22 protein-coding genes and 1 pseudogene are annotated in these 23601 nt (G+C 73.5%); 12 read left to right on the top strand and 11 right to left on the bottom strand.

The features are described 5' to 3' along the window. Window positions 1–117: 117 nt before the first annotated feature. Window positions 118–390, bottom strand: coding sequence for a heavy-metal-associated domain-containing protein (locus FRZ03_RS06395; protein ID WP_146464160.1), 273 nt, complete (start codon window positions 388–390; stop codon window positions 118–120). Between the two features lie 177 nt (window positions 391–567). On the opposite strand from FRZ03_RS06395, the gene FRZ03_RS06390 reads away from it, so the two are divergent. Further along, window positions 568–1494: a hypothetical protein gene (locus tag FRZ03_RS06390; RefSeq protein ID WP_146464159.1), complete on the top strand. Its 927-nt coding sequence runs from the start codon at window positions 568–570 to the stop codon at window positions 1492–1494. Between the two features lie 172 nt (window positions 1495–1666). Here FRZ03_RS06390 and FRZ03_RS06385 read toward each other — a convergent pair whose 3' ends face one another. Next, window positions 1667–2215, bottom strand: a complete 549-nt coding sequence (locus tag FRZ03_RS06385; RefSeq protein WP_146464158.1) for a GNAT family N-acetyltransferase — start codon at window positions 2213–2215, stop codon at window positions 1667–1669. A 150-nt stretch (window positions 2216–2365) separates the two neighbouring features. Between FRZ03_RS06385 and FRZ03_RS06380 the strand changes: the two genes are divergently transcribed. After that, window positions 2366–2581 carry a hypothetical protein gene (locus FRZ03_RS06380; protein ID WP_146464157.1) on the top strand — a complete coding sequence of 72 codons (216 nt, stop codon included), beginning with the start codon at window positions 2366–2368 and terminating at the stop codon, window positions 2579–2581. Window positions 2582–2591: 10 nt separating this feature from the next. On the opposite strand, the gene FRZ03_RS06375 is transcribed toward FRZ03_RS06380, so the two are convergent. The 3 genes from FRZ03_RS06375 to FRZ03_RS06365 all read right to left on the bottom strand — a co-directional run bounded on the left by FRZ03_RS06375 (window position 2592) and on the right by FRZ03_RS06365 (window position 5283). Then, entirely contained in the window at window positions 2592–2864 is a 273-nt protein-coding gene (locus FRZ03_RS06375) for a hypothetical protein (protein WP_186785276.1), read from the bottom strand. A 153-nt stretch (window positions 2865–3017) separates the two neighbouring features. Beyond that, a complete protein-coding gene (locus FRZ03_RS06370; RefSeq protein ID WP_146464155.1) occupies window positions 3018–3986 on the bottom strand; it encodes an SDR family NAD(P)-dependent oxidoreductase in 969 nt (322 codons plus the stop codon). A 286-nt stretch (window positions 3987–4272) separates the two neighbouring features. Continuing rightward, the gene (locus FRZ03_RS06365; protein WP_186785275.1) at window positions 4273–5283 is read right to left on the bottom strand and encodes an NADP-dependent oxidoreductase; all 1011 of its coding nucleotides are present in this window, start codon (window positions 5281–5283) and stop codon (window positions 4273–4275) included. A 113-nt stretch (window positions 5284–5396) separates the two neighbouring features. Between FRZ03_RS06365 and FRZ03_RS06360 the strand changes: the two genes are divergently transcribed. Then, the gene (locus FRZ03_RS06360) at window positions 5397–5993 is read left to right on the top strand and encodes a TetR/AcrR family transcriptional regulator (RefSeq protein ID WP_146464154.1); all 597 of its coding nucleotides are present in this window, start codon (window positions 5397–5399) and stop codon (window positions 5991–5993) included. 35 nt (window positions 5994–6028) lie between these two features. On the opposite strand, the gene FRZ03_RS06355 is transcribed toward FRZ03_RS06360, so the two are convergent. Together FRZ03_RS06355 and FRZ03_RS06350 are read right to left on the bottom strand one after the other, a co-directional pair. Next, on the bottom strand, window positions 6029–6721 hold the full coding sequence (locus tag FRZ03_RS06355) for a carbon-nitrogen hydrolase family protein (RefSeq protein ID WP_146464153.1): 693 nt from the start codon (window positions 6719–6721) through the stop codon (window positions 6029–6031). Window positions 6722–6812: 91 nt separating this feature from the next. Then, a complete protein-coding gene (locus FRZ03_RS06350) occupies window positions 6813–7349 on the bottom strand; it encodes a hypothetical protein (protein WP_146464152.1) in 537 nt (178 codons plus the stop codon). 55 nt (window positions 7350–7404) lie between these two features. On the opposite strand from FRZ03_RS06350, the gene FRZ03_RS40095 reads away from it, so the two are divergent. Next, on the top strand, window positions 7405–8079 hold the full coding sequence (locus tag FRZ03_RS40095; protein WP_261398623.1) for a hypothetical protein: 675 nt from the start codon (window positions 7405–7407) through the stop codon (window positions 8077–8079). 45 nt (window positions 8080–8124) lie between these two features. On the opposite strand, the gene FRZ03_RS06340 is transcribed toward FRZ03_RS40095, so the two are convergent. The 4 genes from FRZ03_RS06340 to FRZ03_RS06325 all read right to left on the bottom strand — a co-directional run bounded on the left by FRZ03_RS06340 (window position 8125) and on the right by FRZ03_RS06325 (window position 13259). After that, window positions 8125–9129, bottom strand: coding sequence for a HEAT repeat domain-containing protein (locus tag FRZ03_RS06340; protein WP_146464151.1), 1005 nt, complete (start codon window positions 9127–9129; stop codon window positions 8125–8127). Between the two features lie 2 nt (window positions 9130–9131). Next, window positions 9132–9791, bottom strand: a complete 660-nt coding sequence (locus tag FRZ03_RS06335) for a HEAT repeat domain-containing protein (protein WP_146464150.1) — start codon at window positions 9789–9791, stop codon at window positions 9132–9134. 226 nt (window positions 9792–10017) lie between these two features. Beyond that, the gene (locus FRZ03_RS06330; protein WP_315902622.1) at window positions 10018–12612 is read right to left on the bottom strand and encodes an MFS transporter; all 2595 of its coding nucleotides are present in this window, start codon (window positions 12610–12612) and stop codon (window positions 10018–10020) included. A gap of 2 nt (window positions 12613–12614) precedes the next feature. After that, window positions 12615–13259, bottom strand: coding sequence for a MarR family winged helix-turn-helix transcriptional regulator (locus FRZ03_RS06325; protein WP_146464148.1), 645 nt, complete (start codon window positions 13257–13259; stop codon window positions 12615–12617). Between the two features lie 396 nt (window positions 13260–13655). On the opposite strand from FRZ03_RS06325, the gene FRZ03_RS06320 reads away from it, so the two are divergent. The 8 genes and pseudogenes from FRZ03_RS06320 to FRZ03_RS06290 all read left to right on the top strand — a co-directional run. Continuing rightward, window positions 13656–14594 (top strand): ABC transporter ATP-binding protein, encoded by a 939-nt coding sequence (locus FRZ03_RS06320; RefSeq protein ID WP_146464147.1) that lies wholly within the window; start codon window positions 13656–13658, stop codon window positions 14592–14594. Further along, a complete protein-coding gene (locus tag FRZ03_RS06315; protein ID WP_146464146.1) occupies window positions 14591–15946 on the top strand; it encodes an ABC-2 transporter permease in 1356 nt (451 codons plus the stop codon). The genes FRZ03_RS06320 and FRZ03_RS06315 overlap by 4 nt, the downstream gene beginning before the upstream one ends. A gap of 3 nt (window positions 15947–15949) precedes the next feature. After that, window positions 15950–18706 carry a bifunctional YncE family protein/alkaline phosphatase family protein gene (locus FRZ03_RS06310; RefSeq protein WP_146464145.1) on the top strand — a complete coding sequence of 919 codons (2757 nt, stop codon included), beginning with the start codon at window positions 15950–15952 and terminating at the stop codon, window positions 18704–18706. Between the two features lie 95 nt (window positions 18707–18801). Beyond that, a complete protein-coding gene (locus FRZ03_RS06305; RefSeq protein WP_146464144.1) occupies window positions 18802–19725 on the top strand; it encodes a GNAT family N-acetyltransferase in 924 nt (307 codons plus the stop codon). A 104-nt stretch (window positions 19726–19829) separates the two neighbouring features. Continuing rightward, complete coding sequence (locus FRZ03_RS06300; RefSeq protein WP_186785274.1) at window positions 19830–21035, top strand: serine hydrolase domain-containing protein; 1206 nt, start codon at window positions 19830–19832, stop codon at window positions 21033–21035. Then, the gene (locus FRZ03_RS06295; RefSeq protein ID WP_146464143.1) at window positions 21032–22654 is read left to right on the top strand and encodes an alpha/beta hydrolase; all 1623 of its coding nucleotides are present in this window, start codon (window positions 21032–21034) and stop codon (window positions 22652–22654) included. Before FRZ03_RS06300 ends, FRZ03_RS06295 begins: the two co-directional genes overlap by 4 nt. Window positions 22655–22800: 146 nt before the next feature. Beyond that, window positions 22801–22895: pseudogene (locus FRZ03_RS38835) on the top strand. A 97-nt stretch (window positions 22896–22992) separates the two neighbouring features. Beyond that, a partial coding sequence (locus tag FRZ03_RS06290; protein WP_146464142.1) for an HAD-IA family hydrolase occupies window positions 22993–23601 on the top strand: 609 nt, incomplete at its 3' end.

The following is a 23601-nucleotide window of genomic DNA, read 5'->3' as shown; positions in this document are numbered from 1 at the left end:
GGGGGGGGGGGGCGGGGGGGGGCGGGGGGGGGGGGGGGTGGGGGTGGGGGGGGGGGGGGGCGCGGGGGGGGCGGTGGGGGCGGTCGCGGTGCTCGCCGGGGGGACGGCCGGGGCGGGTCAGGCGGCGGCCCGGCCCGCGAAGTCGTAGCCGGCCTCGTCGACGGCCTCGGCGATCAGCGCGTCCAGCGCCTCGTCGGCCGCGGCGGCGGGGGTCACGGTCACCAGGCCGGTGCCGATCTCGACCTCCACGGCGGCGACCTCGTCCAGCGCGCCGACCGCCTTGGCGACGACTCCCTGGCAGTGGGCGCTGCCGACTCCCTCGACCTTGTAGACGACCTTGGCCGGGGCGTCGGTGTGGCAGCTGCCGTCAGGGGTGCAGCAGTTCGACACGGGAACCTCCTGAATGACTCACTGATACCCCCTCGGGGTATCCCGAACGGCTCCATGTATACCCCCCACCCGTATGGGACGCAAGCCTGGAACCGGTTTGACTTTATACCCCCTGGGGGTATGGTGTGGCCACGGTCGCCCGCAGACGAAGCGACCGAGAGGGACGAGGAGTTGGCCATGAACACCGCACTGCGGATCACCGTCTTCGCCGCCGCGCTCGCCGCGACGTTCGGCACGGCGTACGGCGTCGGCAACACCGTGGGCACCATCACCCCGCAACCGAAGGGCGGCCATGCCATGCAGCACCGGTCAGACGGCCACCACGACGACATGGCGTCCATGCCCGGCATGCCGGGCATGGATCACGACATGGCGCCGGGCGGCCTGGAGATCTCCAAGGACGGCTATACGCTCGCCCTGAGGACGTCGCAGGTCCCGGCGGGCAAGCGGACGAACCTGAGCTTCGCCGTCGTGCGGGACGGCACGGGCCGCAACGTGACCGCGTACGAGCGCGAGCACGGCAAGGAACTCCATCTGATCGTCGCCGCACGCGATCTGACCGTCTACCGCCATCTGCATCCGACGCGGGCCGTCGACGGCACGTGGTCCACGTCCGTGGAGCTGCCGAAGGCGGGCGGCTACCGCGTCATCGCCGACTTCCGGCCCAAGGGCGGCGAGCCCCTGGTCCTGGGCGCCGACCTCGCCGTCTCCGGGCCCTTCACGCCGGCGGCGCTCCCCGGACACAGCTCGACCGCGAAGGTGGACGGCTACGAGGTGAGCCTCGCCGGCACCCCCGTCCCTGGCAAGGCCACCCCGCTGACCCTCACCGTCTCCAAGGACGGCCATCCGGTGCGCGACCTCGAGCCCTACCTCGGCGCCTACGGCCACCTCGTCGCCCTGCGCTCCGGCGACCTCGCCTACCTCCACGTCCACCCCACGGGCGAGCCCGGCGACGGCACGACCGCCCCGGGCCCCAAGGTCTCCTTCGAGGCCACGGCCCCCAGCGCGGGCGCCTACCGTCTGTTCTTCGACTTCCAGCACGAGGGCAAGGTCCACACGGCGGCGTTCACGGTCCACGCGACGGGAGGGGCGCACGAGCACTGAGGCCCGTCACCGCCCGCACGACGTGATCGGCGACGAACGGATGGGCGGACGGCCGGACGATGTTCCCGGAGGACGAACGGATGGGCGGACGGCCGGACGATGTTTCCGGAGACGGTACCGCGCACCGACCGCCTGTCCTCCGCCCGTTCACCACCACCGGCGCACCGGACGCTCACACGGCGCCCGTCCACTCCTCGCGGAGCATCCCGAAGAGCACGCGGTCGTAGCGCTCGCCCTCCAGCAGCACGGCCGACCGGCGACGGCCTTCCTCCCGGAAGCCCAGCCTGGTGAAGGCGCGCACGGCACGTTCGTTGCCGCTCCAGGTGTCCAGCTCCAGCCGGCTCAGGCCGTACGCACCGAACAGGTGGTCCACGAGCAGCCGCAACGCGTCACTGCCGTGGCCGCGGCCCCAGAACTCCCGCTCGCCGACGGTGACTCCCAGCGTGGCCACTCCGGCGTAGGGGTCGAGGTCCCGGTAGTCGGCCATGCCGATCACCGTCCCGCCGGCCAGGTCCTCGACCGTGAACACGGCCGACTCCCGCGGGCTCAGTCGCAGCATGGTCTCGAAGCCGAGTGCGACCGCCTCCGCCGTGACCGGACCGAAGCACGGGTCGCCCGCCGCCGCCCAACGCACCACCTCCGGGTCATTGCGCCATCGGACATGGTGCTCGGCGTCCTCGGGACGCAGCGCGCGAAGTCTTACCAGCTTTCCTTCGAACATCGGACGACCCTAACCGGCCGGGGCGGGCGATCGGTCCGCGGGTGCGGCGAGGGGCCGGCCCACCCGGCACGGGGGCGAGGGCACGGCGGGACCGGCCCCACGGCCCGTCCCGAGCTGCCGTCCCACCGCTCCGGTCGTACATTCCCACTCATGGAGGAGATGCCGCGGCGCATCGATCCCGCCACGGACCGCACCGCCGCCGCGCACCTGCTGGGCTGTCTGCCGGACGAGGTCGGCTACTGCCCTCGCTGCCACGGCCTCACCCACCGCTACGGCCGCCGTGCCCGGCCCATCTGTCCGGCGTGCCGGGCGGCCCGGGCGGGACCGGCGGACTCCTCGCCCGGCGCTTCGGGGCGCTCGTCGTGAGCCGCCCGCGTCACGCCCCGGCCGCCCGCGAGTACCGCCACGTCAGCAGCGCCCCGGTGGCCCCGTACGCCAGGAGCAGGACGCCCCTCCCGGCGTCCTGGTGCCGCGCGTCGGACTGCACCCACCGCTGCTCCTCGTAGGTCCGGGTGGCCACCGCGTGCGACCCGTCCAGCACCGAGCAGTGGCTGTCGCCGGGCCGCATCGGCCCCGGCCGCTCCTCCCCGTCCGCGCCCACGTTCTCGCCGGGGCACACGACCTCCGACGAAGCCGTCAGGGAACCCACGAGGTCCGCCGCCCCCCACACCGACGGTATGAGAAAGAGGCCCAGAAGGCCGACTCCGCGCTTCACGGAACTCACCGATCCCCCACTCGCACACGTGTCCGTCCTGGCACCGACCTTAGCGCCCGGTGCCGGCCGGACCGCCCCCGCCGGTCGCTACGTCCGGTCCGCGAACGCGTCGACACCGGTCAGCTCGGCCGACAGCGCCCACAGCCGGGCCGCCTGCTCGGGGTCGATCGCCCACTCCTTGACCCCTTCGCGGTCGCCGTCGGCCGGCGCGGGCTCGGCGACGTCGCAGTCCTCCAGGTAGAGGCCGCCGAGTCCCTCGAGTCGGGGGGAGGTCGCCGCCCACACCTGGGTGGCCGCGCCCTGCTGCGGGGTCTTGAAGGCCTCGGGGTGGAGCACGGTGCCGTTCTCGTCGATCCAGCCGCGCTCCATCTGCTCCTCCTTGCTCAGGTGCCGCTGGAGCGGGGTGAGGATGCCGCCGGGGTGCAGGGCGAAGGCCCGGACGCCCGCGTCCCGGCCGAGCTTGTCGAGGTGGACGGCGAACAGCACATTGGCGGTCTTGGCCTGTCCGTACGCCTCCCACTTGTCGTATCCGGTGCGCCAGTTGACGTCGTCCCAGCGGATGCCGCCGGCGTGGTGGCCGCGGGAGGACACCGAGACGACCCGGGCGCCGCCCGGCGCGATCGCGGGCCACAGCCGGTTGACGAGGGCGAAGTGCCCGAGGTGGTTGGTGGCGAACTGCGCCTCCCAGCCGGGCCCAACCCGGGTCTCGGGGCACGCCATGATCCCGGCGCTGTCGATGACCATGTCCAGCGTCCGCCCGGAGCCGAGGAAGCGCTCGGCGAAGGCGCGGACGCTCTCCAGGTCCCCGAGGTCCATCTCGTCCACCTCTACGCCGGGCAGCCCGGCCAGCGCCTGCTCGGCGGTGTCCGGGCGGCGCGCCGGGACGACCACCCGGGCGCCGGCCCGGACGAGCGAGCGCGTGGTCTCCAGGCCGATGCCCGAATAACCGCCGGTGACGAGGGCGAGCCTGCCGGTCAGATCGATGCCCCGCAGAACCTCGTCCGCCGTGCTGCGGGCACCGAAACCGGATCCGATCTTGTGCTGTGCGGTAGTCATGTCCGGAACGCTACGAATTGGAGTGCCCTCGAAGTCAAGCGGCGCACGGGGCCACGCGCGAGCGGCGGACCCCGACGCCCGGGACGAGGAAGGACCCCACGGGACGTCCGCCGCCCCGAGACCATGTGCGTCCTCCTGCGCAAGGCCCGGTGAGGCACCACCCCACCACCGGCCGACGCCCGACACCGCCGGAAGACGACCGTATCCGCGCCGCGCGCCAGGGTCTTTCGTTCGGATCAGGCCGGATCAGGGCCCCGCGAGCCCGGCCTGATCCGGACGAGAGGCCCTAGGCGACCGTGAGCACGATCTTGCCCTGGATGTGTCCCCGGGCGGCCCGTTCGTGCGCCGCCCGGGCGTCCGCGAGCGGGAACGTGCTGTCGATCGCGACGCGGACCGTGCCCGCGTCGAGCAGGCGTCCCAGTTCGGCGAGTTGCGCGCCGTTCGACCGCACCTGGGTGCCCGTGACCGTGACACCCAGCCTCGTGGTCTCCTCCTCGTCGAACTCGCCGAAGAACACGGGGAAGTGCGAGCCGCCGCGCTTGAGGGTGCGCAGGAAGCGCCTGCTGTCGGGACCGCCCACGGTGTCGAGGACGAGGTCGATGTCGCGTACGAGTTCCTCGGGGCGGCTCCTGGTGTAGTCGATGAACTCGTCGGCGCCGAGCCCGGTCAGGAACGCTTCATGCGCACCCGACGCCACCGCGACGACCCGTGCGCCCTTCCACTTGGCCAGCTGGAGCGCCAGGTGGCCCACCCCTCCTGCGGCGCCGTTGACGAGCACCGTCACATCGGGGCCGAGCGGCACCGGGCGGTGCCTCGCCGCCTGGAAGGGCGACGGGTGATCGTGCCCGACCTCGATCAGGAACTGCCACGCGGTGAGTCCGGCCATCGGCACCCCTGCGGCGTGGACGTGATCGACGCCGGCCGGCTTGAGCGCGAGATCCGACGCGGGCGCCGTCACGTACTCGGCGTACGTGCTGCCGCCGGAGCCGGGGAAGCGCAGGAGGCCGAAGACCTCGTCGCCGACCGAGAGGCCGTCGACGTCGGCGGCGACCGCCTCGACGACGCCCGACAGGTCCGTTCCCGGGATCACGGGCAGCTCGAACGCCGGCCTCGTCCGCGGGGGCAGGTTGGACATGCCGTCACGCAGGTACCAGTCGGGAGGGTTGACGCCGACCGCGTGCACGCGCACGAGCACTTCGCCCGGCCCCGGCTCGGGCATCGGCACCTCGTCGTACCGCAGGACCTCCGGACCGCCGTGCTCATGGAGCCGGATCGCCCTCATCGTGTGGGTCGGCATCGTTCTCTCCCCTGCTCGCACCGCGGGATAGACTCATTCGGATCAGTGGTCCATATATCCGAACCACTGATCCGAATATATGGACCACTGATCCGTTTGGTCAAGGGAGACAGATGCGGGCCGACGCCAGGAAGAACCGTGACCACCTGCTCACCGTCGCGGGCGCCGTCATCGCCGAGCAGGGCGTCGACGCGTCGCTGCGCGACATCGCGCGCCGGGCCGGGGTGGGGCTCGCGACCCTGCTCCGTCACTTCCCGACCCGCGAGGCACTGCTCGAAGCCCTGCTCCGCACGAGCTTCGACGAGCTGACGGCGAAGGCGGACGCCCTCGAGACGTCGGACCTGCCCGGCGACGCGCTGGTGTCGTGGCTGCGGGACTTCGTCGCCCGCGCCCGGGACATCCGGGGCGTGGTCACGTCGATGATGGCCGCCATCGAGGACGAGCAGTCCGCACTGCACGCTTCGTGCGTCACCATGCGCGCGGCCGGCACGCGACTGCTGGCCCGCGCCCAGGCCGGAGGCCTGGCGCGCACCGACATCGACGGCGCCGATCTCTTCGCGCTGGCCGGATCGCTCGCGTGGCTCGGCGACCAGCCCTCCTCCGCGCCGCGCGCCGATCACCTCTTCGACGTCGTGGTGAGCGCGATCCTGACGGGCGCGGCGGGCGGTGACACCGCGGGCGCGGCAGTGGAGCAGGCAAGCCGGCCGTGATCCGTCGGGCGCGGCTCTCGCGCTCCGACGCGGCCTCACCTGGTGAGGACGGCCCGCGCGATCTCATCGGGGGCGGCGCCCGCCTCCGCGAGCGTCTCCCCGTCGGCGGACCAGATGCCCGACCGGCCGGAGGTGCGGTCGAAGCCGCCACCGGTCGGGCCGGCGAAGGCCGCCGTGGCGACCCAGACACCGTGGTCGGCGGCGACCCGGCGGGCGCACTCGCCGTGGACCTCGGCCTCGTGCTCGGCGTGGACGACCCCGGCCACATACCCGTCGATCCCCGACGCGGCCGTCCTCGCGGCGTGTTCGGGGACACCCGTGTCGCGGCAGACGGCGAGTCCCAGCCGCCACCCGTCCACTTCGATCACGGCGATCTCCCCGGGCACGAAGCGGTCGGCCTCGGTGCCGTGCAGGTGGACCTTCCCGTAGGCCACGCGCGCGCCGCCGCCGTCCACCGCCAGGACGCCGATGCGCGGCCCCGGCACGGGCGCGCCGACCAGCGCGAGCGTTCCGGTCGCGGCGCAGGCGGCGACGATCGGGGCCAGCCGTTCGTCGTCCGGGGAGAGGGGCTCCGCGTCCAGCTCGTACCCGGTCAGCGACATCTCGGGGAAGACCACCACCTGCGCGTCCGCCGCCCGCACGGCCTGCGCGTGCGCCATGGCGTTGGCCGTCACGTCGTAGGCCGTGCACCTCGGCTGCGCCACCGCGACGCTCAACTGCTGCTCCACCCCGGACCCCCCTCGTCGATCGCGCCGTCATCGTACCGAGCGGCCGCACGGCGAGCCGCCGGTCACCGCCCGAGGCCGCCGGTGGACGCCCTCAGGGGTTCCGCGGCGGGACCAGGGCCCAGTCCGCGGCGTGGCCGGGCGGCAGGGCCAGATCGCGGCGGACGGCCGCGTAGTAGCCCTCGCGGGCGGCGCGTTGGCGTTCGAGCATGCCGGACCAGGCTTCCGGGTCGTGCGTCCGGGCGCGCAGGAACGCCTCCATCTCCATCACCACGACGACCCACCGGCGGCCCTTCTCCACCACGTCCCGGGTGCCGAGCATCAGCAGTGCCTCCCCGGCCGGGTCCCGGGCGTCGGTGGCGGCGGCCACGTCGGGGGCCGCTTCCTCGGGGGACAGGGGGTGCGGGTGCGGGTCGTTGCCGAGATGTGCCGCGATCCGGTAGGCGAGGGTGACACTCTTCTTCAGCGCCCTGGCGTACTCGGAGTAGGCCGTCAGCCGCCGCTCGTCCCAACGGGCCGCCTGCTCACGGCGGAAGCGGGCCCGGTCACCGCGTGCACTCGCCCAGTACGACCCGAGGGCACCGATCACCACGCCGATCAGAGCGGGAAGTTGCTGTATGAACGCCGACATGGCCACACGGTATCGCCGTCGTCGCACCGGCAGTCGAGGCCTCTAAGGTGTCGGCATGCCGACAGCCGTACACGCCCTCGCCCATTGCCCGTTGACCGCCGACGCCGTCGCGGAGCTGGTCGCGCTGCCGTTCGGGCCGCTCGTCGACGAGGACGACGCGATCGACGAGGAGATGCGGCGGCGCGGCTGGGACTGGGAGCCGGAGCTGGTGTGCGACTCCTTCCGCACCGGGCACGGACACGTGCTGTGCAGCGAGGACTTCAGTCCGTTCGGGAACCGGCAGGACCGCGCGTTCCTCGTCTTCGGCGAGGTGTATCCCGTCGATCCGCAGGACGCGGCGATGGCCAACGCGACCTGGCTGGAGGGGTACATGGACGGCTGGGAGCAGGCGCCCGGCTGGAGCGCCCGGCGGCCCGCCACCGCCCAGGACTGCGAGGCCGTGCTCGCGCGGGCGGCGGGAGCCGTGACCGAGATACTCGGCAGGGACCCCGAACGCACCCTGGTGTCCGACCACACCGTGGGCTTCGGCCTCGCCCTGACCCACCGCGTCTGGCGCACCCCGACCCACGCCCTGATCCTCGGCCCCTCACCCGACGAGGGCCCCTACGGCTACCTCGTCCATCTCCAGCTGTCCCAGACCCCCTTGTCCGGCGCCCCCGGCCTGCCGCCCGCCGGCGAGGAGCACGAGGAGACCCTGGCGGCCTGGATCACCGCGCACACCACCTGGTGAACCGGTGTCCGCGGCGGCCTGGCACCGAGCCGGTACGGCACTCCGCTACCGCGCGCCGCGCAGCGTGAGGACGTACCGCGCGGTGAGGGACACGGCCCGGTCCTCGTCGGCCGACAGGGCCGCGAGGGCGTGGGACGCCGTGGTGCCCGGGATGTCCGCGAGGGCTTGGGTCAGCCGGCGACGGGCGGGCGGGCCGGGGTCGCCGTGGGAGAGGCGGTGCACGAGGCCGGCGGCGATCCGCTCGGCCGCTGCCGGGTCGCTCGCCAGTGCGCTCAACGCGTCGGCCGCGTCGGTGTCGTTGCGGCCCTCGACGACCATGTCGATGAGCGTCGGGACCGCCTCGGCCACGCCGCGCGTCCCCAGCGCCAGGGCGGCGTGAGCGCGCACCACGCCGTCGGGGCTCGTGAGGGCGTCCCGCAGCAGTGCGGTCGCCGGGTCGTCCGGGATCTCGGCGAGGGCACGGACGGCGCGTTCGCGCACCTCGGCCGAGGGCGCGGCGAGGCCCTCGGCGAGCAGGGCCGGCGCGTCTCCGCCCGCGTGTGCCAGAGCCCAGCGCAGGGCTCCGGCGACGCTCGGGTCCGGCTCGTCCAGTGCGGCCTCGACCAGTGCCTCCACCGGCACGGGAACCTCCTCCGCCGCGGACAGGGCCGCCCGTTGCCGTGCCCCCGCGCTGTCCGACCTCAGGTCCTTGAGCAGCGCGACGGTCTGGAGGACGTCCTCCCAGTCGGCGGGTTCCGCGGCGCCGATCCGGCGCAGCCGGGTGAGCAGTTCCTTCTCCGCCGCGATGCGCTCACGCGTGCGGCGGGCGAGGTCCTCGACGAGTTCCGCGGGCGCGAAGCCGGGGTCGTCGAGCGCGCGCCCGACATCGCTCAGCGACAGCCCCAGCGACCGCAGGCTCTCGATGTGGAAGACGCGCCGGATGTTCTCGTTCGAGTACTCCCGGTAGCCCGAGCCGGTACGGCCGGTCGGCCGCACCAGGCCGAGCGACTCGTAGTGCCTGAGCATGCGGGCGCTGACCCCGGACCGTCGCGCGACCTCGCCGATCAGCACGCCTACCGTCCCTCCCGCCCGGCCCCGCCGAGGGCCACGACGCGCTTCGCCTCCTCGATCGCGAACCCGAATCCGGTCTCCGGGTCGCGCCACAGCCGCTGCGTGGCGAGCGCGTGGACGCGCACCCGAGGGTCGGGATCCGTCGTCGCGGCGTCCAGCACCGGCAGCATCGCCTCCCCGAGCGCGATCAGCGCGCGGCTGAGGCTCAGCCGGATCTCGCGTTCGCCGCGCCCGAGCTGTCCCGCCAACATTACGGCCAGCTCGTGCTCCGCTCCTTCGGGTACGAGGACGACCGCCGCCCGCCACGCGCTGCGGGCCACCTCGTCGTCGGCGTCGGACAGCAGCTCCGGGGTGATGGCCGGCCAGGCCCGCCGGTCCCCGATCTTGGACAGCGTGTGCAGCGCCTGGCTGCGCGCCTGCGGATTGCCGGAGCGGACCTCGCCGAGCAGGGCCGGGACCGTCGTCGCGGCCGCGTGCCGGGTGAGGGCCCACGTCAGCATCTCGCGCACCGGGAACTCGGGTTCGCTCGCGCAGCGCTCGACGAGCTTGCCGACGAACCCCGGGTGCGGGGTCGTACCGGCCGCCAGCGCGGCCCGCAGCCGGACCGAGGAGTCGTCGTGCTCCAGTCTTTGCAGAACCTTGGCCTCGTGCGGCAGGGTCATGGGGACCACCTCCTTCGCCGCAGTGAAGTCCTTGTCACGGTGTCAAGGTCAAGCGGCGCCGGGCCCGGAGGGCGGAGACCGGGAAGAGGGGCAGCGCAAAGGGCCCGCGATCCGGGTGGATCGCGGGCCCTGCGGAGACCGCCGCGGCCGGTGGGCGCCGGGCGAGTGCTGCGACCGGAAAGGTTCACCGGCCCGCGACGCCCGGCAAACCCTCCCGGCCACGGCACTAGCCGGCCGTCTCCTCGTCGGACAGCTCGACGTCGAAGTCCGTCGTGCCGCCGGCGTCCAGGCGCACGGAGGTGGCGACCGGGGCGTAACCGCTGGCGATGACGGTGTACTCGCCGCGGTCCAGGTCGCTGAACCCGTAGGCGCCGTCGGCGCCGGTGGTCGCGGTGCCGATCACGTTGCCCGCCGAGTCCAGCAGGGTCACCTTGGCGTCGCCGAGCGGGTTGCCGGTGGCGGAGCTGATGACGCCGTGCAGCCGGGAGCCGGGTTCGAGGCCGATCTCGCAGGGCTCGCCGGCCCCCGGGGTGACCTCGACCGGTACGGCCGCCGGACGGTAGCCCGGCGCGTTCACGGCGAGCGTGTAGCTGCCGGGGACCAGGTCGGCGAGCGAGAAGGCGCCGTCGGTGCCGGTGGTGCCGGAGGTGACGACCTCACCGCGCAGGTCGGTCGCGACCAGCAGGGCACCCGGCAGCGGGTGCCCGTCGGCCGCGTCCCGGACGGACCCGGTGAGGGCGGCGGTGCTGCCGCCGAGCACGAGGTCGCAGACGACCGGCTCCTCTCCGACCAGCACGGTGACGGCCTGCGGCTGACGGGCGCCCGCGGCGCCGATCAGCACGTACGTGCCGGAGCCGGAGACGGCCACCGTGTAGCTGCCGTCCTGCGCGCTGACGGCGCGGTCGAGCTGCCGGCCCCGGACGTCGATCAGCGTGATCGCCGCCTGCGGCACCGGGGCGCCCGAGGCGTCCAGCACCCGGCCGCGCACGCCCTGCCGGGCGGTGCCGGGGGCGACGGCCTGCGCGGCAGGCGCCTCGACGGCCGCGGGGGCGTCCGCCACCGGGGCGGGCGCGGCGGCGGGCACCGGCGCCTGGGCGCCGTCCGTGCGACCGCCGTCCGCCTGCGTGCCGTTCGCCTCGGCGGCGCGGGCCTCCAGGCCCGACACCTTGCGCAGCGGCACCTCCTTGGTCCACACCGCGACCAGGAAGCCGAGGACCATGATGGCCGCGGCGCACAGGAACACCAGGTGCATCGAGTCGGTGAAGCCCTCCTTGAAGGGCTGGGCCAGACGCGGGTCGAGCTGCTGGATGAAGGAGGAGTCGTCCAGCACGCCCGAGCCGCTGCCGCCGCTCGCGCCGGGGTTCTCGACCATCTTCAGCACGGGCGCGTTCGCGGGGTCGGCGCGCACGGCCGGGTCGTGCAGCGCCGCCTGGAACGCGGGGGTCCGGGCCGCGGCGGCGAACGCCGAGGCGATCTTGTCGCCGACGGTGCTGAACAGCACGGACAGGAAGATCGCCGTACCGGCGGTGCCGCCCATCTGCCGGAAGAAGGTGGCCGAGGCGGTGGCCACGCCCATGTCCTTGGGCTCGACGGAGTTCTGCACGGCCAGGGTCAGGATCTGCATGCAGCCGCTGAGGCCCAGGCCGAACAGCGCCATGTAGGCCATGGTCTCCGGCAGCGGGCTGTCCCACTGGACCCGGTAGTGGAAGAGCAGCATGGCCGCGATGAGCAGCACGGTGCCGACGATCGGGAAGATCTTGTACTTGCCGGTCTTGGAGATGATGCGGCCGACCACGATGGTGCCGGCGATCATGCCGACCATCAGCGGCAGCATCAGCAGACCGGACTTGGTGGGGCTGACGCCCTTCACGATCTGGAGGTACAGCGGGACCATCATCATCCCGCCGAACATGCCCATGCCGATGAGCACGGACAGCAGGCTCATCTTGCTGAACACGGAGCTGCGGAACAGGCGCATCGGGATCAGCGCCTCGTCGCCCATGGCCCGCTCCACGAAGACCCATGCCAGCAGGCCGACGACGCCGACCGCGTAGCAGACGTACGCCTTGGTGGAGGTCCAGCCCCAGGTCTGGCCCTGCTCGGCCACGAGCAGCAGCGGCACCACGCCGACGGCGATGGTCACCGCGCCCCACCAGTCGATGCGGTGCTCGCGCCGGGTGTGCGGGAGGTTGAGCACCTTGGCGACGACGAACAGGGCGATGATGCCGACCGGAACGTTGACGAGGAAGACCCAGCGCCAGCCGGAGATGGCCAGGATGCTGCTGCGGCCGGCCAGGAAGCCGCCGATGAGGGGGCCGAGGACGCTGGAGGAGCCGAACATGGCGAGCATGTAGCCCTGGTACCGGGCGCGCTCGCGGGGCGGCACGATGTCACCGATGATCGCCAGTGCCAGCGACATCAGACCGCCGGCGCCGATGCCCTGGAAGGCCCGGAAGGCCGACAGCGCGTTCATCGAGGTGGCGAACGAACAGGCCGCCGAGCCGACGATGAAGATGGTGATGGCCGCGAGGAAGAAGGGCTTGCGGCCGTAGAGGTCGGACAGCTTGCCGTACAGCGGCGTGCTGATGGTCGACGTGATCAGGTACGCGGTGGTGACCCACGCCTGCGCGCTGAGTCCGTGCAGATCGTCGGCGATGGTCCGGATCGAGGTGCTGACGATGGTCTGGTCGAGGGCCGCGAGGAACATGCCCAGCATCAGGCCGCTCAGGATCGTCATGATCTGACGGTGCGTCAGCCGGCCGGACGGCGGTGGCGACGCGGATATCGCTGGGGTTCCCCCGCGGGCCGGGGACGCGGACATGGTCATGCGTGCAGATCTCCTTGCCTCGCCTCGCCCACCGGGTGCGGCCCGGCTCCGAGGCTCGTGTACGTGCTGTCCACAAGGTCGTCGTTGAGGCGCTTCAGCAGCCGGGTGAGCTGGTGGCGGTCCTCGGCCGGCCACGGTTCCAGCAGCCGGGTCAGCTCCGCCTCCCGCCGGCGCACGGCGCTCTGGTACGCGGCGTGACCGGCCTCGGTCGCGCTGAGCAGTGAGCCCCGGCGGTCCTCCGGGTCCGGGTGGCGTTCCACCAGCCCCCGGTCCACGAGCGAGCGCACCTGTCTGCTGACCGTCGACAGGTCGAGGAAGACATCCGCCGCCAGGTCGGTCGCGCGGCGCCGGCCGCAGGTCACCAGCCGGGCGAGCAGGACGCGGTCGGCGGCGCCGCACTCCAGGCCGGCGCGCTGGGTCCAGGCGGTGAAGAACCGCGTGAGGCGCACCATCTCGGCGCCCAGGCCGGACGCCGCGGCCTCGGCGGCCGCCGTCCCCGTGCCCGGTGCCCCCGTGTTCAACGCTTCGGTGCTCCCCGTCTCGATGTGTGCCGTCGCGGCCGTCGCCGTCCGGGCCGTGGTCGACGCACCGTCCTTGGGTACGGCGCTGTCCTGGCCCCTGCGACTTCCGGTGCCGATCATCACTCGCATTCCGTTGCTTGCGGCTACCAAGTGAGTGTAGAGCCTGCCGGAGGCCGTTCGTACGCCGATGTCCGGTCACACTTCGGCACGGGAGGTCCTGGGCGGCGAGGGCGCAGGCTACCCGGCCCGCCTGTGTGCCCCGACCGCTCGGCGCGTGACCCCTCCCCGCCCCGGCCGGCCGGCGGGTGTGCCCGCGCGAGCGGCCCCGGTGGCGGCGCCCCGGCCGGGCACCGACGGCCCCCGGCACGGTGCGGCGGGCGTCCCGGCGGGTCCGGGACGGGGCGCCGCACCGGGTCGGACTTCCGTCGCCCCTCGTTCCCGGAACGTTCAACTCACCTCCCTGCCAGGGTTCTTCGCTCCCCGCCTACGGTCCTTGCGTTCTCGAAGGAGGGGTTCATGGACGCAAGTCTCGCAGTGCGGGCGCGCGGGATCGCGAAGTACTTCGGTGACGTGGTCGCGCTCGACGGCGTCGATCTGGACGTGACCCAGGGCCGGATCCACGGTCTGGTCGGCCCCAACGGGGCCGGCAAGACGACGCTGCTCGGCCTGCTCCTGGGGCTGGCCGTCGCCGACGCGGGCGACCTGGAGATCCTCGGGGTGCCCATCGGCCGCACGCTCGCCGCCGTGGACGGCGTGGCCGGTTTCGTGGACGGGCCCGGCCTGTACCCCACGCTCACCGCCCGGCAGAACCTGGCCGCGCTGGCCGCCCTGCGCGGCGGCGGACCGGCGGCCGGGATCGAGGGGGCGCTCGCCGAGGTCGGCCTCGCCGAGGTCGCCGACGACCGGGTGCGCGGGTTCTCCCTCGGGATGCGCCAGCGGCTGGGACTCGCCGCCGCCCTGCTCACCCGGCCCCGGCTGCTCGTCCTCGACGAGCCCGCCAACGGGCTGGACCCGGCGGGCAAGCGGGACGTGCACGGCGTCCTGGACCGGCTCGCGGCGGCCGGCACCGCCGTCGTCCTCTCCAGCCACCGGATGGACGACGTCGAGGCGCTGTGCTCCGAGGTCACCATCCTCGCCACCGGACGGGTGGTGTTCTGCGGCCCCCTGGCCAAGCTGGCCGCCGAGAGCCGGGAACTGGAGTACCGGCTGGTCACCTCCGACCCCGCGGCGGCGCGGCGGCTGGCCGCCGGGACGGACGGCGTGCGGCTGGTGGAGGGCGGCGCGGCACGGTACGGCGACGCGGTGGTCGTCGTCCGCGCGGCGGTGCCCGCGCTCGACGAACTCGTGGCGGGCGTCGTGCGGTCGGGCATCGCGGTGCGTGAACTGGCGCCCCTGGTCTCGCCGCTGGAGTCCGCCTTCCTCGCCCTCACCGAATCCCCGGAGGCCGGCCGATGACCGCGGACCTCACCGTGGCGCGCCCCGCGCCCGCCCGGCCGGTCTCCGTGCCGCGCGGCTACCGCTTCGAGCTGCTCAAGCTGGTGTCCCAGTGGCGCATCCGGCTGCTGGTCCTCGCCTGCTGGATCGCGCCGGGGCTGTTCGTCGCCGGGGTGAGCCTGCAGAGCACGCTGCCCTCGGACACCCTGTTCGGGCGCTGGATGCATGCCACCGGGTGGGCCGGACCGCTGGTCGTGCTCGGTTTCGCGGGCACCTGGGCGCTGCCGCTGCTGACCTCGGTGGTGGCCGGCGACGTGTTCGCCGCCGAGGACCGGCTCGGCACCTGGCGCCATCTGCTCGTGGTCGTACGGTCGGCCCGGCGGATCTTCGTGGCGAAGACGCTGGCGAGTCTCACCGTCATCCTGCTGCTCGTGGCCGGCCTTGCCGCGTCGAGCACGGTCGGCGGTCTGCTGGCGGTCGGCGACCATCCGCTGGTGGGTCTCGACGGCCGTCTGCTCGCGCCGTCGGACGCCGCCGTGAAGGTGCTGCTGGCCTGGGTCGCCGTCCTCGCGCCGACCCTGGCCCTGGCCGGGATCGGGCTGCTCGGTTCCGTGACGCTCGGGCGGTCCCCGACGGGGCTGCTGCTGCCCGCGGTCGTGGCGCTGGCGATGCAGCTCGCCCAGATGCTGCCGCTGCCCGTCGTCGTCCGCCTCGCGCTGCCCGGTTACGCCTTCATCGCCTGGAACGGGCTGTTCTCCGGCCCGGGGCAGACGGGCCCGCTGCTCATCGGGGTCGCGGTGAGCCTCGTGTGGGCGCTCACCGCGACCGCGCTTGCCTACGCGCTTTTCCTGCGGCGGGACTTCACCAGTCCGGGCTACGACGGATCGGGCCGCCGCGCGGTCACCGCGGGGCTGCTGCCGCTGGCGGGCCTGCTCGCGGTGTCGGCCGCCGTGCTCGCCCCGGCGACCGGGGCCTCGGGCTCCGGCATCGAGCAGGACAAGGTGCAGCGCTCGCTGGCCACCGCCTTCGCCCACCTGTACCGGATGCAGACCGATCAGCTTCACCGACCGCACGTCACCGAGGCTCAGTTGAGGGCCACGGCGGCGTGCGACAAGGGCAGCGACAAGGTCGCGGCCCGAGGGCCGGGCAACGACTGGCGTTGCGTCGTCTCCTGGCACCTCCCCGGCGTCGAGGCCACCGGTACGGCCGTCTACCAGCTCGACGTCACATCGGACGGGCGGTTCGTCGCCGACGGCGACGGCCCGAAGGAAGTGAACGGCTACTTCCTGGTGCACACCCCGACCGGGGACGCACCGAACCCGCTGTGGCAGTTCGACGGCGACGTCGAACTGCTTCCCACCTCGAAGGGATAACCCATGCAGGTAACACGCCGCCGCAGGCGTGTGCAGAAGGAGCGTTCCGGCTTTCTGGCCGGACGCTTCGGCCGCCGCATACCGCTGGTGACGGCGGGCACCTCCGCCCTCGCGCTCGTCGCGGCCGGTGCCGCCTTCGCCCAGACCCACCAGTTCGGCACCCAGCAGGTCGGCCAGAGCACCCGCAACGGCCAGGTCATCTCCAGCGACCAGTACCTCGCGCCGTACGGCGACCGGCTGGTCGTCGACAACGGCAAGATCATGTCGTCCACCGTCAGCCCGGACGGCACCCACCTCGCGGCCTCCGTCACCGACGGCGGCAGCGCGCTGGCCGTCGTGGACCTGAAGAACTGGAAGGTTCAGCAGGTCGTCGGCAACGCAGCGTCGTCCAGCCCCCGCATCAAGGGCAACGACGTGGGCCAGGAGGGTCCCACCTACTCCCCCGACGGCAAGCAGCTGTGGCTGGGCCAGACCGACGGCTACACCCGCTTCACCGTGAACGCCGACGGCACCGTGAGCGACCCCACGTACATCGGCATCCCGGCGGACGGCACCAAGCACGCGCTGGTGGCCGCGGCGGTGTTCTCCGCCGACGGCTCCACCGTGTACTCGGCGGTCAACGGCCAGAACCGGGTGGTCGCGATCGACGCGGCGACCGGGGCCGTCGAGCGGAGCTGGGCCGTGGGCAACGCCCCGCGCGGCCTGGTGCGGACCGGCGACAAGCTCTACGTCAGCAACGAGGGCGGGCGCCCGGCCAAGGCCGGCGACACCACCATCAACTCGTACGGCACCCAGGTGCCGGCCGACCCGAAGACCGGCGCCACCACCACCGGCACGGTCAGCGTCATCGACCTGGCGCACCCCGCCGCGGCGGTCCGCAGCATCGACGTGGGCCTGCACCCCACCGCCCTGTACGCCAAGAAGGACGCGGTGTTCGTCACCAACACGGCGACCAACGACGTGTCGGTGATCAGCACCGCCAACGACAAGGTCGTCCAGACGATCTCCACGCAGCCGTGGCCGGAAGCGTCGGTCGGCTACGAGCCCGACGCGGTGACCCTCACCGACGACGGGCACCTCCTGGTGACGCTGGGCCGGGCCAACGCGGTCGCCGTCTACCGGTACACCCGTCCGCAGGAGCCGGTGAGTTACGTCGGTCTGCTGCCGACGGACTACTTCCCCGCGGAGATCACGACCGTGGGCAAGCAGGTGGTGGTCTCCAACACCCGCGGCATCGACGCCCGTCGCCCCACCACCAGCGCCGGGCACGCCACCCACGACACCACGTCGAGCGTGCAGCGGTTCACCCTGCCCGACGACAGCGTCATCCGCGCCCGGACGGCCAAGGTCTTCCAGCAGAACGGCTGGACCAACGGCTCGGTCAAGCTGGCCAAGGACAAGGGCAAGGCCAAGCCGGTGCCGGTCCCGGCGCGCCTGGGCGACCCCTCGACGATCAAGCACGTCTTCCTGATCGTCAAGGAGAACCGCACCTACGACCAGGTGCTCGGTGACGTGCCGAGGGGCAACGGCGACGCGTCGCTGGCCGAGTTCGGCGAGAACGTCACGCCCAACCAGCACGCGCTGGCCGAGCAGTTCGGGCTCTACGACAACACGTACGACATCGGCACCAACTCCGCCGAGGGCCACAACTGGCTGATGCAGGCGGACGACCCGGAGTACACCGAGTCCTCCGCCGGTGAGTACAAGCGCAGTTACGACACCGAGGACGACGCCCTCGGCCACCAGCGGACCGGGTTCCTGTGGTCCGGTGCGCAGGCGGCCGGCAAGTCGGTGCGGGACTTCGGCGAGTTCCAGCAGTTCCTGACCAAGCCGTCCGGCGCGAGCTGGCAGAACCTCTACTGCGACGCCAGGAACATGGACGCCACCGGGCAGGACACCGCCTACCCGCTGAACTCCTCCTCGCCGATCCCGTCGCTCAACGACGTGTCGGTGCACGGCTTCCCGAAGTTCGACACCAGCGTCCCGGACCAGTACCGGTACCAGATCTGGAAGCAGGACTTCGAGAAGAACGGTCCGGCGAACCTGAACATGTTCTGGCTCTCCAGCGACCACACCGGCGGTCCGGCGAGCCCGGCCGCACAGGTCGCCGACAACGACCTGGCCACCGGCAAGATCGTGGACGAGATCTCGCACAGCGCGTACTGGAAGGACTCGGCGATCTTCGTCGTCGAGGACGACTCCCAGGCGGGCCTCGACCACGTCGACGGTCACCGTGCCCCGGTCCAGATCATCAGCCCCTGGGCGCAGCACGGCACGGTCGACAGCCACTACTACTCGCAGATCACGATGATCCGCACCATCGAGCAGATCCTCGGGGTCCACCCGATGAACCAGAAGGACAGCGCGGCCACCCCGATGACCGGGGCGTTCACCAAGCACCCGGACTACACGCCGTTCACGGCGCTGCCCAACCGGACCTCGCTGACCGACGGGGTGAAGACCGCGCCGTCGTGCGGCGTGGACACCCCGGCGCCGCAGGACCCGAAGGCGGCCGCGGTGCCCGCGACGAAGGTGCCCGCCTCCGCGCGGACGCTCGCGTCGCAGTGGAGCACCTGGAGTTCCAAGCAGCGGCTGACCGGCCCGAACGCGGTGCCCGACTACGCCAACCCGGCCCAGATGAACCACTACACGTGGTACCAGACCCACAACTGGGCCAAGCCCTACCCGGGCGAGAAGAAGCTCTACGCGCCGAACGACGTACCGGGCGCGTTCATCCCGTCGTCGGAGAACGACGGCTGACGCGACCTGACGGCTGCGGGGCCCCTGGCCGGCGTGACGGCCGGCCGGGGGCCCTTTTCCGTTTCCCGGGCCGCTTCCCGGTGCAGGTTTCCCCCATGTCCGATCCTTCCGCACCCCGGTGGCCGTCCGGCTACCACGGCCGCTCGGCCACCGCCGCCGACACCGCCGCGGTACACCGCCTGGTCGGCGCGTACGAACGCGCACTGCACGGCCGGGTCACGACCGGCGCCGAGCGCGTCGCCGCCGATCTCGACCTGTCCGGGCGCGAGCCGTCCTGCGACGCGGTCCTGGTCCACGACCGGGCCGGAAACCCCGCCGCCTGGGGCTGGGTGCGGGGGCGCCGGGCCACCGTCCACGTGCACCCCGACCACCGGGGGCGGGGACTCGGCGGCTGCCTCCTCGCCTGGACCGAGGCGCGGGCGCGGCACCTGGGCGGCGACCGGCTCGCCCAGACGGTCTCCGACGAGGACGCCGCGGCGACCGCCCTGCTGCGCTCGGGCGGGTACGCCCGGCTGGTCACCGAGTGGCTGCTGGAGATCGCCCTGCCCGCCGCGCCGGCGGTGCCCGAGCCGCCGGCGGGCATCACGGTGCGGGCCTTTCGCCCGGGCGACGAGGAGGCCGCGTACCGGCTCACCGAGGACGCGTTCGACGAGTGGCAGCAGCGGCGCAAGACCTACCCGGAGTGGGCCCGGCACACCGTCGGCCGGTCCACGTTCACGCCCGCGGCGTCGCCGCTCGCCTTCGCGGACGGCGAGCTGGTCGGCGCGCTCCTGTCACTGGACGCCCCGGACGGCGGCGAAGGGTACGTCGAGCGCCTCGCGGTGCACCGCGACCACCGGGGCCGGGGCATCGCCCGGCTGCTGCTGCACGAGGCCTTCCGCGCGTTCCACCACCGGGGCAGACGCGCCTGCACCCTGTGGACCCACTCGGACACCGGGGCGCTGCCGCTGTACCAGCACCTCGGCATGACGGTCCGGCGCAGCTCCACGGTGTACGGCAGGGCGCTGGTCGCCGGGTGACCGGCCCGGGGGTTGCCCCCCGGCGCTTGCTGGTGCGGGCCCCCGTACCGGTCCGCCTGGCTGCCGGAGTGATCGCGGCGCGGCCGCTGTCTACCGTGCTGTTCATGGCAATTCCTTTACTCACTGCGGTACTTCGCAGACGCACCGCCCTCGCGGCCGGGGTCGTGGCCACCGTGCTGGCCGCGGCCCCGGTGGCGGCCGCGCAGCCGCGGCCGGACGCGTCCGACTCGTGCGGCACGCACGAGGCCGTGCACAGCTCGGTGCGGCACCTGGTGGCACAGGACCGGATCGCCGGGGCCTCGGTCCTCGTCACCGAGCCCGCGGGGCAACCGGGCTGCGCGCGCTGGTCGGTGACGGACGGGGTGGCCGACCTCGGCACCGGCCGCCCGATGAACAGCACCGACCGGCTGCGCGTCGGCAGCGTCACCAAGACCTTCACCGCCACCGTCGTCCTCCAGCTGGCGGCCGAGCACCGGCTGTCCCTGGACGCACCGGTCGAGCGCTATCTTCCGGGTCTGATCCGGGGGCACGGCCACGACGGCCGGCGGATCACCGTCCGCGGGCTGCTCCAGCACACCAGCGGTCTGCCCGACTACCTCGAGGCGCCCGAGTGGGAGAACCCGGAGGCGCTGCGGTACCGCCACTTCGAGCCGCGCGAACTCATCGCCCGAGCGCTCCGGTTGCCACCCCCGGAGCAGAGCTGGCACTACGCGACCACCAACTACCTGGTCGCCGGGCTGATCATCCGGAAGGTCACCGGTCACTCGCCCGAGACGGAGACGATCCGCCGTGTCATCGCGCCGCTCGGGCTGCGCGACACCTACTGGCCCGGTGACGCCCCCCGTATCCAAGGGCCGCATTCGGACAGCTACTTCACCGGGGCCGACGGCCGCCGGGTCGACGGCACCGACTGGAACATGACCTTCGGGGGTGTCGGCGGCGCCCTGGTGTCCACCCAGGCCGACCTGACCCGGTTCGCCACCGCGCTGCTGGGCGGCCGGCTGCTGCCCCCGGCGCAACTGGCCGAGATGCGGCACTCGTTGCCCGCCGACCCGGACCGGCTCTGGCCCGGCGCCCGCTACGGCCTCGGCCTGATCTCCACGCCGTTGTCCTGCGGCGGCGTCTGGTGGGGCCACGCGGGAACGGTGCCGGGCGGTCACCGGGCCCTGGTCGCCGCCGGGCCCGGCGGGCGCACCGTGGCCGTGGCCCTCAACCAGGTCCCGGACACGCTCCCGGCCGAACGGGACTTCCTCGACGTGGTCGACAAGGCCCTGTGCGACAACACCTCCTCCGAAAGGACACCCGCATGACGAGCCCAGTCGCCGGCGGCGGCGAGCGCCGCGCGCGTGCCGGCCGTCTCCGCCACCTGGTGGCGCGGACCGGTCCGGTGGCCGCGCTCAGCCTGGCGGGCGCGCTCACCCTGGGCGCCGTCCCGGCCGCCACCACCGCCTCCGCCGCCTCCGGTGTCTCCCAGGCTTCCGGGACCGGGGGAGCCGATCCGCTCGCCCGCTTCCACCACCAGCGTCTCGACTGGAAGACCTGTGTGCTCGGCCCCGACGACAGCACCGGCAAGGAGCTGGAAGCGGCGGGCGCCCGGTGCGCCGACGTCACCGTGCCGTTGGACTACACCCGCCCCGACGGCCGTACGATCAAGGTCGCCGTCTCCCGGATCCGGGCCACCGACACCGCGCACCGCGTCGGCGCGCTGCTCCTCAACAGCGGCGGCCCCGGCGGGCCGACGATCGGTGATCCCCCGTGGGTGCGCCAGGCTATGAAGGAGGTCGGCGGACGGTACGACGTCGTCGGCGTCGACCCCCGCTTCGTGGGCCGCAGCACGGTGCTGGACTGCCGGTGGCCCACCGGCACCATGATCCGCGGCGCGGGCACCGGCCGCGCCGGCTTCGACCGTTCCGTGGCCCTCTCCGCGGACCTCGCCCGGCGCTGCCGCGACCAAGCGGGCGACCTGGTGCCGTACGCGAGCACCCGGAACACCGCTCGCGACATGGATCTGATCCGGGCCGCGCTGGGCGAGCGCAGGATCTCGTACCTGGGCTACTCGTACGGCAGTTACCTCGGCGAGGTGTACGCCACGATGTTCCCGGGCCGCACCGACCGGGTGGTCCTGGACGGCGTGATCGACCCCGCCCGCTACGGCCCGAGGCTCCTGCGGGGCACGGACGACGCGCAGTGGCACGCCCTGCGCGACTGGGCGGACTGGGCCGCCGCGCACGACGCGGCCTACGGCCTGGGGCGCACCCAGGACGCGGTGCTCGCGGCGGTGGAGCGGGCCCGGTCGGCCGCCGCCCGCACGCCGCTGCGGCTGGGCGAGTACCGGGTGGACGACCACGTCCTGCCCGTCGTCGTCTTCAACGGGCTCTCCCAGGACAACCCCGAGGCCTTCGGCGACCTCGCCCTGGCCGTGCGCGACCTGCGCGACGCCGCCGAGGGCCGGACCGTCTCCCCCGCCCCCTGGCTGGCCGGCACGCTGCGGTTCATGCTGACCGGGCACGACTCCGCCTACGGCAGCGCGCAGACGGCGATCCTGTGCGCCGACGGGTCCGCGCCCCGCGATCCCGAGACGTACTGGCGGGACCTGCGCCGGGCCGGAACGCGGGACCGGCTGATGGTGCCCGTCACCGACAACATCAACCCGTGCGCGTTCTGGGAGGCCCCGCGCGAGCGGCCGACGACCATACGCGCCGATCTGCCGGCCCTGCTGGTGAACGCCACCGGCGACCCGCGCACCGTCTACCCCGGCGCCGAGGCGGTCCACCGCAACTGGCCCAGCTCCCGTCTGGTGACCCTGCGCGACGCGGACCAGCACGCGGTGTTCGGCGTCTTCGGCAGCTCGTGCGTGGACGACGCGGTGAACGCCTACCTGGCGAGCGGGCGGCTCCCGGGCAACGACCTGACCTGCCCCCGGACCTGACACCGCTCCCCGAGAGGCCCCGCCCGCGCCGCGTGCCGCACGGCGCGGGCGGGGTCCGCGTCGGTCCGGTGTCAGGGTCCCGTCAGCAGCCGCTGCCATCCTCTTCCTTGTGAACGGCACGGGGCACCGGCCCCGGACCGGCACGAGGAGAGGTGCCCGGAGTGGTTGATCGGGGACCAGCGAGCACGGCTCACGGTCGGGCCCCACGGGGCCCACGCAGGTTCGAATCCTGCCCTCTCCGCACAGCGGTTCGCCCGCGCCGCCGGGGCCTCGACCGACTGGGTGCCTTCCGGCGCGCCGGGCGGCCCGGCTGCCGAGGCGGCTCCTAGCCTCGCAGCATGCCCCGGCTTCCCGCCCATGTACGCGCCTGTCTGTTCGACCTCGACGGGGTGCTCACCCAGACCGCCACGGTGCACGCGGCGGCCTGGAAGGAGATGTTCGACGCGTATCTCCGCGACCGCGCGGCGCGCGAGGGGACACCGTTCGTGCCGTTCGACGCGACGCGTGACTACGACGCGTACGTGGACGGCCGCCCCAGGGAGGACGGGGTGCGCACGTTCCTCGCCGCACGCGGGGTGCACCTGCCCGAGGGCACGCCGGACGACCCGCCGGACGCCGAGACCGTGCACGGACTGGGCACCCGCAAGAACGAGCTGGTGCTGCGCCGCATCCGGGAGGACGGCGTGCGGCCGTACGAGGGCTCGGTCCGTTTCCTGCACGCGGTGCGCGAGGCCGGTCTGCGGTGCGCGGTGGTCTCGTCCAGCGCGAACGCCCGGGACGTGCTGATCGCGGCCGGCATCGGAGACCTGTTCGACGAGCGGGTCGACGGGGTGGTGGCCCACCAGCGGGAGCTGCGGGGCAAGCCCGCGCCGGACACCTATCTGGAGGCGGCCCGCGCGCTGGCGGTCGAGCCCGCCGCCGCGGCCGTGTTCGAGGACGCGCTGGCC

Origin of the sequence: Streptomyces misionensis (assembly GCF_007896895.1) — a bacterium.
In the GTDB taxonomy this organism is placed as follows: domain Bacteria; phylum Actinomycetota; class Actinomycetes; order Streptomycetales; family Streptomycetaceae; genus Streptomyces; species Streptomyces misionensis_A.
Note: the sequence above shows the minus strand (reverse complement) of the source record. Positions and strands in the feature narration are given on the sequence as shown.